Source organism: Tsukamurella paurometabola, assembly GCF_900631615.1.
GTDB lineage: Bacteria > Actinomycetota > Actinomycetes > Mycobacteriales > Mycobacteriaceae > Tsukamurella > Tsukamurella paurometabola_A.
The window spans coordinates 2,891,159-2,904,365 of record NZ_LR131273.1 but is presented as its reverse complement, the minus strand read 5'-3'; the positions used below and the strand labels follow the sequence as shown (position 1 = coordinate 2,904,365).

Below are 13,207 nucleotides of genomic sequence, written 5' to 3'. Positions count from 1 at the left end.
TACCGCTCCGCGCCCGCTCAGGCGGCGAGCGGAAGCGGGGCGGCGGGATCGAGGAAGGCCGCGTCGGCGAAGACGGCGGCCTCGGCCCTCGCAGCGAGCGCCCCGCGGCCCGCCGCGACCCACCGACCGGCGTCGACGACCTCGGTGGCGTGCACGCGCACCGCGACGCCCCGCGCGGCGATGACGCGGGAGAGCGTGCCGATCTCGGTGTCCGATCCCACGTAGGCCGCGACGGTGGTCTGCCGTGCGCCGCGCGTGGGTCCGGGCAGGCGCATCGAGTAGCGCAGCGAGACGGGCACCACGTCGGCGCGGGCGTCGATCGCGGCCTGGAAGAAGGCCGGCCGGAATTCACCCCGGTGCACGCCGCAGTACGTGGTGCCCTCGGGGAACAGCGCGACGGTACGGCCCCGGCGCAGCAGCTCGGCGACGTGGTCGACCGTGACCGGCAACTCGCTCAGGCGCTCGCGGCGCAGCGGGATCGCACCGAACGCGCGCATCACGACCGCGACCGGGCGGACGTCGAAGATGTCGGCCTTCGCGACGAACGCCGCCGGCGCGATCGACGCGATCGCGACGATGTCGAGCAGCGACTGGTGATTCGCCACCACGAGGGAGCGCAACGGCACGTTGCCCACCGGCTCGACACGCACCCCCAGCGAGAAGAGCATCGCCCGCGCGCCGCCGCGGATCACCACGCGGCGTGCGGTGGCGCCGCACGGGTAGGCGAGGGCCAGCGCGAGCAGGCCCGCCGACAGCACCGCGACGAGCGCCGCCCATCGGATCGCCCGCAGCCAGGCCGCGGTCTCCTGCGGCTCGCCGGCGGAACAGGCCCCGTCGCACGGGGAGACCTGCTGCCAGGGATGCCGGGCGAGTTCCGCAACGGGGATCACGATCAGATGCTTCCCGCCGCCTGCTGCAGCCGTTCGAGGTAGCGGACGTTGAACCGGGTGCGGTCGATGATCATCGGGAAGTCCGCGACGTCGAAGACCGGGTCGAAGCTCGGGGCGCCGAGGATCTCCGCGTTCATCCGCAGGTAGCCGGTGACGAGCGGAGGGAAGGTCCGGCGGGAGGCGGGCTCGGCGGTGATCTCCTCGACCGCGTTCCTCGGCGTCACCACCCAGCGGGCGCGGTGCTTGGCGTCGACCAGCTCCCGGACCGCCCGCACCGTCGCGCCGCGGTCGTGGCCCTCGTACTGCATCGGGACGCTGACGGCGCCCATCGCGTAGCGGATGCCGCGCAGGTCGCTGTAGGCGAGCAGCCCCGCCCACATGAGGCACAGGACGCCGCCGGTGCGGTGGTCGGCGCGGACGCAGGCCCGGCCCATCTCGAGCGTCTCGGGCCGGATGTGGTCGAGGGCGTCGAGTTCGAACTCGGTGGCGAGGTAGAGCCCACCGGCCGCGATCGCCCCGGGCGGCGGGAGGATCCGGTAGCACCCGACGATGGCGTCGCCGGGCTTGTGGCGGATCACGAGGTGGTCGCAGAACTCGTCGAACCGGTCGGCGTCGCGGCCGTCGGCCACGCCGGCCATCGAGGCCTCGAACCCCGGCTCCGATCCGAAGACCTCGTAGCGCAACCGCTGCACCGTGTCGATGTCGTCCGGGCGGGTGGTGAGCACGACCTCGTACTCGGCACCGTCGATCAGCGTCTCTGCGGCCGGGCTCCGGCCGGTGACCAGTGTTGCCATGCGCTCACACTGGGCGCGCGAGACGACGGGGCGGTGAACCGCGACCGCGCGGGTCGGTGAACCCTTGCCGAACGCGGGTGAATAACGGGCTACGCCCGGGTGCCGGGTCCGGGCGCGGTGCCGCCCGTCAGAGCGCGGGTCGCGGGATGTTCTGCGGCATCGAGGCGACGTAGTCGGCCGACTCGGCGAACCGCAGGGAGTCGATGGTGCCGCCGGGCGGGAGCTCGGGCTCGACGGGCTCGATGGTGCGCTCGGCCGCGAGCAGATCGGCGACGGTGCGGTGTGCGGCCACGGCGCGCAGCTGGGACCAGGTGGGCGGCAGCAGGAAGCAGCGGCCGGCGGACCAGTCCTCCAGGGCCTGGGCGGCGGTCCGCCACCCGGCCTCCTCGACCTCGCTCGTGCGGTCGTCGGCCTCCTGACCGGCGGGGAGGGCGGCCAGGAAGAAGCGGGTGTCGTAGCGGCGCTTCTCGTTCTTGGGGGTGATCCAGTGCGCGAAGGGACGCAGGAGGTCCGCGCGGAGCACGAGGTCCTCGTCGCGCAGGAACCGGGCGAGCGAGAGCTCCTTGGCCTCGAGCCGCGCCCGGGCGGGCGCCAGGGCGGCGACGTCGGGGGCGCCGCCGCCGGCCGCGGAGACGAGGAGCACGCCGCACTCCTCGAAGGTCTCCCGCACGGCGGCGCAGACCAGTTGCCGCGCGTCGCGTTCGTCGGCGCCGAAGCGCTCGGCCCACCACGACGCCGCGGGGCCCTCCCACGCGAGGTCGGCGTCGCCGTCGCGGGGATCCACTCCCCCGCCGGGGAAGACGGTCATGCCGCCGGCGAAGGCCATCTGCTGTACGCGGCGCTGTAGGAACACCTCGATCCCGTCCGCTCCGTCGCGGACCAGGACGACGGTGGCGGCGTCCTTGGGCTGGGGCGGCGCCGCGGGAGATTCGATGTTCGAAGACATTCGCTCACCGTATCCGACGCGCGCCCCGCGATGTCCGGTTCGGCTCGCGTGCCCCGGTCCCGTCAGCCGACCCCGAGCGCCGCGCTCACCCCGAGGGCGCCCTCGTCGATCGCGCGCGCCAGTGCACCGAGCTCGGCCGCGGCGGCGTCGTCGCCGGGTGCGGCGGCGGCCGCGGCGGCGAGCCGGCGGAGCGCACGCCGGAAGGGCCTCTCGTGTCCCCCGCCGTAGGCGTCCGGCGGGCCCGCGTTCTCGGGCGGCGGCGGCACTGCGCCGAGTGCCGCCGCCAGGGCGGAGGCCCGCGCGATCAGCGCGTCGGTCAGGTCGGCGACCGTGCGGTCGCCGGCCGACGCCGACAGGTCCGCCGCCGCGGCCTCCGACAGCACCGCGGCGTACTCCCGCGCCGCGCGATCCAGATCCGATGTGTCCATGACGCCCCCAGTAGGTTCGAATGGTCGACGAGTGCGCGATTCCGTACACCACGGTAGACGATATTCGTGCACCACGGTAGAGGACATGGAGGAGACATGGCCACCGAGGATCCCCCGACCGCCCCGGACCTCGCGGAGGCGGTCGGCGCCCTGGGGCGCCGCCTACTGTCACTGGAGGAGCCGATCCTCCGCTCCGCCGGCGTATCGATGTGGGAGTACGCGATCCTCACCACGCTGCTCCGCGGCGGCGCGGTGTCCCAGGTCGAACTGTCCCGGCGCACCGGGCGCGACACCACCCGCCTGGGCAAGAACCTCGCCGAACTGGAATCACGAGGGCTCATCACGCGCGAACAGGCGGACGACGCGCGCCGCCGGACCGTCGCGGCGACCGCCGACGGCGCAGCGGCTCAACGGCACGCGAAGCAGGAGATCCGCGCCGCCGAGGATCGCCTGCTCGCCGCGCACCTGTCGAACGAGGAGGCGGCGACCCTGCGCCGGCTCCTCGAGCGCCTCCTGCCGGAGTGACTACGAACCCGCCGGGGGGCGTTCCGATCCCGGCGAGGGCGGCGCGAAGGTGCGCAGGCGGCGGATGAGCCCGGTCAGGCGCTCGACCGTCGCGTTCTCCGGGTCCGTCAGGCGCAGGCACAGCAATTCCCGTGCGGTCGCGTGCACCACGCGGGCCAGGTACTCGGGATCCTCGACCCCGGGGAAGGTCTCGCGCAGGCTCAGTTCCATGAACGCCACGACGGCTTCGCGCGATTCGGCCAGCCGCTCATGCAATGCGGGCGGCGCCCCCTCGGGTGGCAGCAGGAAGAGCCGCCAGCCCGACGGATTCCCGTCGATCGCGCGCACGGCCCCCTCGAACGCCGAGACGAAGGGGTCGTGATCCGAGTCCGGCGCCACCTCCGCCACCGCCTCGAGGTACTGCTCCCCGATTCGATCGGCCTCCCGGTCGATCAGCGCGACGAACAGTCCCGCGAGATCGCCGAACTGCTGGTAGAGCACCGTCCGGGTGACGCCGGCAGCGTCGGCGATGCGCTTGGGGGTGGCGGCGTGAAAGCCCTCGGCGGCCACGATCGCGTGCGTCACGTCGAGGATCTGCTCGCGCCTGTCGGTGGCGCTCATACGAGTTCGCGTCATTCCCTTGACAGGATAACTTACACCCTGTCATCGTCGTACTTACGCAATGAAAGTTAAGGAGTGTTCATAGTGCGGCACTTCCCCGAACTCGCCGAACGGGTGCGGTCACAGGCGATCCTGCAGCCGGACCTGTACGGCGACGTCGATTTCGACACCCCGCCCTACCGCCACACGACGAACCCCGGCGACCGGTCCAGCCTGCGCCCGCGCCTGGGCAGGCGGTCCGCGACGCTCGACGACGAGCGGACCGTCGAACTGATCGCCACCGCCACGCTGCTGGGCGACGTGGTCGCCGATCCCTACGCCGCCCTCGAACCGCGCTACGGTACGAGGACACTGGTGGCGATGCTGCGCCGGGCGTGCCGCGAGGGCGTCGAGGCGGTGCCGGACGCCCCGCGGGAACTGGTCGACTTCCTCGCCGCGATGGAGGCGACGCCCGAGTGGGTCGACATGGACCTCGTCGAGCACGGAGCACGGCTCGCGCGGATCGGCTCGGCGCTGACCGCTCCGTTCATCACCCGCGGCGTGTTCCTGGCCACCTTCCTCAACACCTACGCGGCGCTACCGATGGCCCTCACGGGCGCCCTCACCGGCAAACGGGCGGCGCGGCGGATCAACGAGACCGCGAACTTCTTCGCGGTGACGACGCTCCCGGGTGCACTCGACCGGCACCGCGAGGGCTTCGAGGCGGCGGCGATGGTCCGGCTCATGCACTCGATGGTGCGATTCCATGCTCTGACCAGGCCGGGTGCCTGGAACCGGGAGGTCTACGGCATCCCCATCCCCCAGGTGGACCAGATGCCCGCGGGCACCATCGGCAGCTACCTGGTGGCGATCAAGGCCCTCCGCGCCGGGCGCGGCTTCGGCCCCGGCGAGCGGGCGATCGTCGAGTTCAACCGCTATCGCTGTTTCCTGCTAGGCCTACCGGAGGAACTGCTACCGACCACACCCGAGGACATCGTGTCGGTCTTCCACGGGCGCGCCGCCCTGCTGCGCGACGACTTCGACGACGCGACCTGCGGCGAGCTCGTCCGGTCGTCGATGGAGGCCTACCTGCGACCCGAGCGGACCCTCTTCGACCGGGCCGCGGAGCGCGTGGAGAAGGCCTGGAGCAAGACGGCTTTCGCGTTCGCGTTCTGCGACCTGCGCCCCTCGAAGGCCGCCCGCCTCGGCGTCGACTTCACGGCGGCCGACGTCGGCCTCGTCGCGCTCACCTACCCGTTCCTGGCCGGGCGCCTGCTGGCCTGCGAGCGCGGGATCAGGGTCCCGGCGCTGACGGACGCCGTCGACCGCTACCTGACCGATCTCATCCGCCGGCGCCTCGTGACGTACGGGCACCCCGAGTTCGTCTCCGACGGCGCCGACTACGCGCGCGCCTGACGACGCCGGCGCTGCGCCACCGCCGCGATGCCGTACGACCCGGCGACGCCCCCGACGAACATCGCGGCCGCACCGGGCAGCAATCCGGCCGCGGGACGGCGGACGCCCGCGCGCGCGAGGCGCGAGGAGACCCACCACCAGAAGGGCAGCACCGCGATCGGCGTCGTGGCCACACCCGGCGCGTAACCGCCGAAGCGCGCCGCCAGGGCCAGGTGCGAGAAGCCGTGCAGGCCGTAGGCGAGGAGCGCGGTCTGGTACCAGGCCGAACGACCACCCGTCCGCGCGCCGTCCGCCGCCGCCGCTGCGACGACCACGCCCATGACACCGATCGCCGTGTGCGCCACCTCGTCCGACACGGGCAGCCCGCGCTCCCGTGCCCACGGGCCGTTCATGAACCACTCCTCCGCATCGTGGACCGCCCAGGCCGCGAAGAGGCCCGCCGTCGCCGCCACGGGCACCGCCACATTACGTTCCGTCATGTAACGAAACTAGACTGGGTGGCATGCCCGCCGCAACCCCCGGACGCCCCCGCAGCGCCGCCGCCGAACGCGCCATCATCGACGCCGCGCTCGCCGAACTCGAGGACGTCGGATACCAGGGCCTCACCATCGAGAACGTCGCGAAACGCGCCGGGGTCGGACGGCCCACGATCTACCGCCGCTGGCCGGACCGCGACGCCCTCGTCGTCGGGGCGCTGATCGCGACGGTGCCGCCGCTGCGGGCACCGTCGACCGAGGACCCCGTAGCCGACCTGAGGTCGCTCGTCTCCGACTTCGTGGCCGGGATCGCGCGCTCCCCCGCGGCCCGGGCCATGCTCGCGGTGCACGCCGCCGGGGCGCACCGCCCCGACCTGCGGGCAGCACTGCACGAGCACTACCTCGCACCCCGCGCCGAGGTGCTCGCGGACGCCCTCGCGCGGGCACGCCGGTCGGGCGCGATCCGTGGCGGCGTCACCGACGCGCAGGTGCGCGACCTGCTGTTCGGGCCGGCCGTCTACCGGTGGCTGATCGTCGGTGAGGTGCCGCCACCGTCGGAGCTCGACGATCTGCTGGACCTCGCGCTCGCCGCGCTCGGCTCCTGAGCGGGCTCAGCGGACCTCGAACGACCCGCTCCCCGGCGTGGGCATCAGCACCACCGCGACGGTGCCCGTGCTCACGAACCGGGCGGCGTAGGTGATCCGGCCGGTCCCCGTCTGCGCGACGGCCGACTCCGGGACCTGCCCGGCGGCGAAGGGTTTGACGGTGACCGATCCCCGCGCACCGGTCCGCAGATTGTGGAAATCGATGCGCACCAGCGACATGTACGAGTTGTAGCCGACCGAGCTGTGCGCGGCGAGCCGGACCTCGCCCGGCCGCCCGGTCGTATCGGCACCGATCCGGGTGGTGAAGGGCTGCGGAATCCCCAGGCCCGCGACCTGCGTGGCGGTCAGCGGCACCTGGGGAACCGCCAGCGGCGCCGCCTGCGCGGGCACGGCGCCGATGCCGGCGACCAGCCCCGCCGCAGCGATTCCGGTGACGAGAGTCTTCTTGAGCATGGGGCTCCTCCGATCATCGGTCGTCCGCCCGGGGCTGGAGCGGAAGGTTCCTCACGGGGGAGGTCGGCCCCGGCGTTGCGACCGTTACACCGGACGCGGGCGACCGCGCAGGGGACTTCGGCGGGCGCACGCCCTCGACCACCGCCGCGGTCGATGCCCACCCCGTGCGCCCGCGCCCTGCACGGCGCCCCGGCCCGGCACGCCGCGATCCTCGTGGAGGAGGGTGGCAGCGGTCGGGATCAGGACTGCCCGGCGCGGACCGCCTCCTCGATGCGCTCGCCGATCCGCTGGTCGATCCGCCGCCAGTAGTCGAAGGCGCGCTGCAGGACCGGCTCGCTCACCCCGTCGAGGAGGTGTCCGGCGACGTTCGAGACGAGCCGGTCGCGCTGGGCGTCGTCCATCACGTCGCGGACCAACGTGCCGGCCTGCCCCCAGTCGTCGTCCTCGCGATGCGCGACGTAGGCCGCCCGTACGATCTCGCCGTCGGCGGCCCACTGCGGCTCGGGCTGCCCCGGGTAGTCTGCGGCGGGACCGCCCTTGGAGTTCGGTGCGTACACCGGATCGCGGACGGGGTCGATGCGCATCGCGCCGTCCTTGGAGTAGCTCCGCACCTCGTTCCGGGGCCGGTTGACGGGGATCTGCTTGTAGTTCGCGCCCAGCCGCGCGCGGTGCGCGTCCGCGTACGCGAAGACCCGTCCGAGCAGCATCCGATCCGGGCTGAACCCGATGCCCGGGACGATGTTGCTGGGCTCGAACGCCGCCTGCTCGATCTGGCTGTGATTGTCGGTGGGGTTGGTGTGCAATGTCATCCGGCCGACCTCCTGCAGCGGGTAGTCGGCGTGCGGCCACACCTTCGTCAGGTCGAACGGGTTGAACCGGTAGTCGGCCGCGTCCTCGTACGGCATCAGCTGCACCTTCAGCGTCCAACTGGGGTGCTCGCCACGGGCGATCGCGCCGAAGAGGTCGCGCACGTGGAAATCGCCGTCGGCGCCCGCGAGTTCGTCGGCCTCGTCCTGCGTGAGCGTCTCCACGCCCTGGTCGGAGATGAAGTGGTACTTCACCCAGTGCTTCACGCCGTCGGCGTTGACCCACAGGTAGGTGTGCGAGCTGTAGCCGTTCATGTGCCGCCACGACTTCGGGATACCGCGGTCGCCCATCAACCACGTGACCTGGTGGGCGGACTCCGGCGACAGGGTCCAGAAGTCCCACTGCATGTCGTGATCGCGAAGGTTGTTGTCGGCGCGCCGCTTCTGCGAACGGATGAAGTGCTGGAACTTCATCGGGTCCTTGATGAAGAACACGGGCGTGTTGTTGCCGACCATGTCGTACACGCCCTCCGGGGTGTAGAACTTCAGCGCGAAGCCGCGCGGATCGCGCCACGTATCGGGGCTCCCGCGCTCGCCCGCGACCGTCGAGAAGCGCGCCATCATCTCCGTCTTCGCGCCGGGCGCGAACACCGCCGCGCACGTGAACGCCGAGACGTCGGCGGTCGTCTCGAACGTGCCGAAGGCACCGCTGCCCTTCGCATGCGGCTGCCGCTCGGCGATCCGTTCCCGGTTGAACTGGGCCATCTGCTCGATCAGGTAGTGGTCGTGCAGGACGATCGGCCCCGCGGCGCCGACGGTCAACGAGTGCTCGTCGCTCCCGGCGGGGGCACCGGAGTCCGCCGTGGTGAAGTTCGCGTTCTCGGACATGGCTGTTCTCCTCCGCGTATGTGATTGTCGTTCAGGGCTGTTCACACCCGTCGGGCTGAACGACGGGCGGATCGCAGCCCTGTCCCCACCGTAGCGAACACGAGCGAGCCCCGCCCGGAACGGATCCGGACGGGGCTCGTCGAAAGGGGCTAGCGCTCAGCCCTTGTGGGCCTTGACGGCCTCGGTGAGCTGCGGGGCGACGTCGAACAGGTCGCCCACGATGCCGTAGTCGGCGATCTCGAAGATCGGGGCCTCTTCGTCCTTGTTGACGGCCACGATGGTCTTCGAGGTCTGCATGCCGGCGCGGTGCTGGATGGCGCCCGAGATGCCCAGGGCGATGTACAGCTGCGGCGACACGGTCTTGCCGGTCTGGCCGACCTGGAACTGGCCCGGGTAGTAGCCCGAGTCGACGGCGGCACGCGAGGCGCCGACGGCGGCACCCAGCGAGTCGGCGAGCTCCTCGACGACCGAGAACTTCTCGGCCGAACCCACGCCACGGCCACCGGAGACGACGATCGACGCCTCGGTGAGCTCCGGGCGGTTGCCGCCCTGGATCGGCTGCTTCGAGATGATCTTCACGGCGTTCTCGGCCTCGGCCGGGACCGCGACGTCGATGATCTCACCGGCGCCCGCGACACCGTCGGCCTCGACGGCACCCGGGCGCAGCGACGCGACGGGGGTGTCGCCACCGGCGGTGGCCTCGACGGTGAACGCGCCACCGAAGATCGAGTGAGTGGCGGTACCGCCGGGGCCGAAGGCGATCGCGTCGGCGATCAGGCCGGAGCCGAGGCGCGCGGCGGCGCGGCCGGCCACCTCCTTGCCCTCGAACGTCGCGGCGGTGAGGATCGCCGCGGCGCCCTGGCTCTCGGCGAGCTCGGCGAGCACGCCGACCTTCGGGGTGACCAGGTGGGTGTCGGCGTCGGCCGACTCCGCGCGGTAGATCTTGGCGGCGCCGGCGGCCTTGAGCTGCTCGGCGAGGGCGTCGGTGGTGCCGGGGGCGCCCACGACGACGGCGGCGGGCTCACCCAGCGCCTTGGCGGCGGTCAGCAGCTCAGCCGTGACCTTCTTCAGCTTCCCGTCGACCTGCTCGACGAGGACGAGTACGTCTGCCATAACGGCTTCTCTCCTTATGAGGGGATTCGAGGGGTCCTAGATGATCTTCTGGCCGATGAGGAACTGCGCCACCTTGGTGCCGCCGTCGCCCTCGTCCACGACCTTCTCGCCCGCCTCCTTGGGCGGCTTCGGGGTGACAGCCGTGACGGTGGTGCCGGCGTTCGCGCCGCCGACCTCGTCGAGCTCCACGCCGATCTCCGCGAGGGAGAGCACGGTGATCTCCTTCTTCTTCGCGGCCATGATGCCCTTGAAGGAGGGGAAACGCGGCTCGTTGATCTTCTCGTTGACCGAGACGATGGCCGGGAGGGAGGCCTCGAGCTCGAAGACGCCCTCGTCGGTCTCGCGCTCGCCCTTGAGCGAGTCGCCGTCGACGGTGAGCGTGCGCATGTGCGTCAGCTGCGGCAGGCCCAGGTACTCGGCCAGGATGGCCGGGACGGCGCCGACGCGGCCGTCGGTGGCCTCGTTACCGGCGATGACCAGCTCGACACCCTCGATGGTGCCCAGCGCACGGGCGAGCACCCAGGAGGTCTGGATCGCGTCCGAGCCGTGCATCGCGTCGTCCTGGACGTGGACGGCCTTGTCGGCGCCCATCGACAGCGCCTTGCGGATCGCATCGGTGGCGCTCGCGGGGCCGACGGTCAGCACGGTGACCTCGCCGCCGTGGGCCTCCTTGATCTGGAGCGCGGCCTCGACGGCGCGCTCGTTGATCTCCTCGAGCCACGGGTCGATCGACCGGTCGACCGTGAAGTCATCGGACAGCTTGCGCTCGGACCCGGGATCGGGAGCCTGCTTGATCAGTACGACTACGTTCGTCATTGGTCTTCGTCGACCTCCATCGATGATCGGGATACTCGTAGGGCACATTCTCACACTGCCGTGAGGTACGGAAAATCGTCCCCCGCCGCAGTTTCTGCGAGTAGAACGTAGCACCGCCTCACCACACTGTTTAACGCCAGAGTAAGTTACCCAGCGGTAACTGTCCATGTGGGATGGCCCACGCCCCGCGACGACTAGGCTGAGAAGAATGTGTGACCCGCTGCCCCTGACCGGCGAGCGAACCGTTCCCGGCATCCCCGAGGAGAACTACTGGTTCCGCCGGCACGAGATCGCCTACCTCGCGATCGTCGACCGCTACGCCGGGAAGTCGGTCTTCGAGGCCGGCAGCGGCGAGGGCTACGGCGCCGCCATGCTCGCGGCCGGCGGCGCGACGGTGACCGCCCTCGACTACGACGAATCGGCCGTCGCGCACGTGCGGGCCGCGTACCCCGCGGTGACGATGCTGCACGGCAACCTCGCGGAGCTCCCGCTCGAGGACGACTCCGTGGACGCCGTCGTGAACTTCCAGGTGATCGAGCACCTGTGGGACCAGCCGCAGTTCCTCCGCGAGGTGGCCCGCATCCTGCGCCCCGGCGGCGAGCTCGCCATCTCCACCCCGAACCGCGTCACCTTCTCCCCCGGCCGCGACACCCCGCTCAACCCGTTCCACACCCGCGAGCTCAACTCGGCCGAACTCGTCGAGCTGCTCGAGCAGGCCGGGCTGGAGGTCACGGAGAAGCTCGGCGTCTACCACGGGGCCCGCCTCGCCGAGCTGGACCGCCGCCACGGCGGCAGCTTCATCGACGCGCAGATCGAGCGGTCGCTGGCCGGCGAACCCTGGCCCGCGGAGCTGTCGAACGACGTCGCCGCCGTCGCCGCCCAGGACTTCGACGTGCGCGCCGACGCCCCGGACAGCCTCGACCTGTTCTTCTACGCGAGGAAGCCGTGACCGCCGGGCGCGAGCCCGGGATGATCGCCTTCGTCCTGCACTCCCACCTGCCGTGGCTCGCCCACCACGGCGCGTGGCCCGTCGGCGAGGAGTGGCTCTACCAGTCGTGGGCCGCCTCCTACCTGCCGATGGCGGAGATGCTCGACCGGCTCGCGGCCGAGGGCCGCACCGACCAGCTCACCCTGGGCGTGACCCCCGTCCTCGCCGCGCAGCTCGACGACCCGTACTGCCTCGAGGCCATGCACCACTACCTCGGCAACTGGCAGCTGCGCGCCCACGAGGCCGCGCTGTCGGGCCGCCCCGCGGCGGCCGAGCTCGGGGCGCGCGAGCACCGCAACGCCGCGCACGCGCTCGACCTGTTCGAGACGCGCTGGCGGCACGGCGGCACGCCCGTACTGCGCCGGCTCGCCGACGCCGGCACCGTCGAACTGCTCGACGGGCCGCTGGCGCACCCCTTCCAGCCCCTGCTCCACCCCCGCCTGCGCGAGCTCTCGCTGCGCGAGGGCCTCGCGTACGGCACGGCCCGACTGGGTTCCCCCGCCCGGACCGGGATCTGGGCGCCCGAGTGCGCCTACAAACCCGGCATGGAGACGGGATACGAGTCCGCCGGGGTCACGCACTTCATGGTCGACGGCCCCACTCTCGGGGGCGACACCGCGCTGGCCCGCCCTGTCGGCGAGTCCTCCGTCCTCGCGTTCGGCCGGGACCTCCCGGTGAGCTACCGCGTGTGGTCGCCCAAGTCCGGCTACCCCGGCCATGCCGCGTACCGCGACTTCTACGCCCACGACCACGCCACGGGCCTCAAGCCCAGCCGGGTCACGGGCAAGAACATCGCCGAGGCCGACAAGGCGCCCTACGACCCCGCGCGTGCCGACGCCGCGATCGACAAGCACGTGGCCGACTTCGTCGACACCGTCGTCGCGCGCGTGCGGTCCGAGAGCGCGCGGATCGGGCGCGACGCCCTCGTCGTCGCGGCCTTCGACACCGAGCTCTTCGGCCACTGGTGGTACGAGGGCCCGATCTGGCTCGAGCGCGTCCTGCGGGCCCTGCCCGAGGCCGGCGTCCGGGTCGGCACCCTGCGCTCGGCCGCCGAGGCCGGGTACGTGGGTGCGGCCCGCGAGATCCCCGCCAGCTCGTGGGGCTCGGGCAAGGACTGGCACGTCTGGGACGGCCCGCTCGTGCGCGAGTTCGTCGAGCTCAACGAGGAGATCACCACGACGGTGCTGCGGGTGCTCGACAAGCGCGCCGGGCGCACCCGCGACGTGGTGAGCGATCAGGTGCTGCAGGAGGCGCTGCTGTGCCTGCAGTCCGACTGGCCGTTCATGGTCTCCAAGGACACCGCCGCGGCGTACGCCCGCGATCGCGCCTACAAGCACGCGCACGCCCTGCGGGAGATCGCCGAGGCCGCCGAGCGGGGCGACGAGGCCCGCGCGATCGCACTGGCCCGCACGTGGCGGCTCGCCGACGATCCGTTCCCCGGTCTCGACGCCCGGCGCCTCCCGGCGCCGCTGGGAGGGTTCTGA

At 72.1% G+C, this 13,207-nt stretch carries 15 protein-coding genes; 5 read left to right on the top strand and 10 right to left on the bottom strand.

The window, feature by feature from the left end; genetic code table 11:
* Nucleotides 1–17: 17 nt before the first annotated feature.
* The 4 genes from ELY19_RS14530 to ELY19_RS14515 form a co-directional block, all read right to left on the bottom strand.
* Nucleotides 18–890, bottom strand: a complete 873-nt coding sequence (locus ELY19_RS14530; RefSeq protein ID WP_126196849.1) for a lysophospholipid acyltransferase family protein — start codon at nucleotides 888–890, stop codon at nucleotides 18–20.
* Between the two features lie 2 nt (nucleotides 891–892).
* Complete coding sequence (locus ELY19_RS14525; RefSeq protein WP_126196848.1) at nucleotides 893–1,684, bottom strand: GNAT family N-acetyltransferase; 792 nt, start codon at nucleotides 1,682–1,684, stop codon at nucleotides 893–895.
* Between the two features lie 127 nt (nucleotides 1,685–1,811).
* Entirely contained in the window at nucleotides 1,812–2,630 is an 819-nt protein-coding gene (locus tag ELY19_RS14520; RefSeq protein ID WP_126196847.1) for an NUDIX hydrolase, read from the bottom strand.
* A 62-nt stretch (nucleotides 2,631–2,692) separates the two neighbouring features.
* Entirely contained in the window at nucleotides 2,693–3,058 is a 366-nt protein-coding gene (locus tag ELY19_RS14515) for a hypothetical protein (protein WP_126196846.1), read from the bottom strand.
* Nucleotides 3,059–3,154: 96 nt separating this feature from the next.
* Between ELY19_RS14515 and ELY19_RS14510 the strand changes: the two genes are divergently transcribed.
* Nucleotides 3,155–3,583 (top strand): MarR family winged helix-turn-helix transcriptional regulator, encoded by a 429-nt coding sequence (locus ELY19_RS14510; RefSeq protein ID WP_126196845.1) that lies wholly within the window; start codon nucleotides 3,155–3,157, stop codon nucleotides 3,581–3,583.
* Here ELY19_RS14510 and ELY19_RS14505 read toward each other — a convergent pair whose 3' ends face one another.
* Nucleotides 3,584–4,183 carry a TetR/AcrR family transcriptional regulator gene (locus tag ELY19_RS14505; RefSeq protein WP_126196844.1) on the bottom strand — a complete coding sequence of 200 codons (600 nt, stop codon included), beginning with the start codon at nucleotides 4,181–4,183 and terminating at the stop codon, nucleotides 3,584–3,586. It abuts the gene before it with no gap.
* A gap of 81 nt (nucleotides 4,184–4,264) precedes the next feature.
* Between ELY19_RS14505 and ELY19_RS14500 the strand changes: the two genes are divergently transcribed.
* Nucleotides 4,265–5,578: an oxygenase MpaB family protein gene (locus ELY19_RS14500; protein ID WP_126198851.1), complete on the top strand. Its 1,314-nt coding sequence runs from the start codon at nucleotides 4,265–4,267 to the stop codon at nucleotides 5,576–5,578.
* Here ELY19_RS14500 and ELY19_RS14495 read toward each other — a convergent pair.
* Complete coding sequence (locus tag ELY19_RS14495; protein ID WP_126196843.1) at nucleotides 5,563–6,057, bottom strand: HXXEE domain-containing protein; 495 nt, start codon at nucleotides 6,055–6,057, stop codon at nucleotides 5,563–5,565. The genes ELY19_RS14500 and ELY19_RS14495 overlap by 16 nt on opposite strands.
* A 23-nt stretch (nucleotides 6,058–6,080) precedes the next feature.
* On the opposite strand from ELY19_RS14495, the gene ELY19_RS14490 reads away from it, so the two are divergent.
* A complete protein-coding gene (locus ELY19_RS14490; protein ID WP_126196842.1) occupies nucleotides 6,081–6,659 on the top strand; it encodes a TetR/AcrR family transcriptional regulator in 579 nt (192 codons plus the stop codon).
* Between the two features lie 6 nt (nucleotides 6,660–6,665).
* Here the strand turns inward: ELY19_RS14490 and ELY19_RS14485 are convergent, their stop codons facing one another.
* The 4 genes from ELY19_RS14485 to ELY19_RS14470 all read right to left on the bottom strand — a co-directional run bounded on the left by ELY19_RS14485 (nucleotide 6,666) and on the right by ELY19_RS14470 (nucleotide 10,735).
* The gene (locus ELY19_RS14485) at nucleotides 6,666–7,112 is read right to left on the bottom strand and encodes a hypothetical protein (RefSeq protein WP_126196841.1); all 447 of its coding nucleotides are present in this window, start codon (nucleotides 7,110–7,112) and stop codon (nucleotides 6,666–6,668) included.
* 239 nt (nucleotides 7,113–7,351) lie between these two features.
* Nucleotides 7,352–8,806 carry a catalase gene (locus ELY19_RS14480; RefSeq protein ID WP_126196840.1) on the bottom strand — a complete coding sequence of 485 codons (1,455 nt, stop codon included), beginning with the start codon at nucleotides 8,804–8,806 and terminating at the stop codon, nucleotides 7,352–7,354.
* A gap of 156 nt (nucleotides 8,807–8,962) precedes the next feature.
* Nucleotides 8,963–9,919, bottom strand: a complete 957-nt coding sequence (locus tag ELY19_RS14475) for an electron transfer flavoprotein subunit alpha/FixB family protein (RefSeq protein WP_126196839.1) — start codon at nucleotides 9,917–9,919, stop codon at nucleotides 8,963–8,965.
* A gap of 36 nt (nucleotides 9,920–9,955) precedes the next feature.
* Complete coding sequence (locus ELY19_RS14470; protein WP_126196838.1) at nucleotides 9,956–10,735, bottom strand: electron transfer flavoprotein subunit beta/FixA family protein; 780 nt, start codon at nucleotides 10,733–10,735, stop codon at nucleotides 9,956–9,958.
* Between the two features lie 208 nt (nucleotides 10,736–10,943).
* On the opposite strand from ELY19_RS14470, the gene ELY19_RS14465 reads away from it, so the two are divergent.
* Nucleotides 10,944–11,684 carry a class I SAM-dependent methyltransferase gene (locus ELY19_RS14465; protein WP_126196837.1) on the top strand — a complete coding sequence of 247 codons (741 nt, stop codon included), beginning with the start codon at nucleotides 10,944–10,946 and terminating at the stop codon, nucleotides 11,682–11,684.
* 20 nt (nucleotides 11,685–11,704) lie between these two features.
* Nucleotides 11,705–13,207, top strand: coding sequence for a 1,4-alpha-glucan branching protein domain-containing protein (locus ELY19_RS14460; RefSeq protein WP_126198850.1), 1,503 nt, complete (start codon nucleotides 11,705–11,707; stop codon nucleotides 13,205–13,207).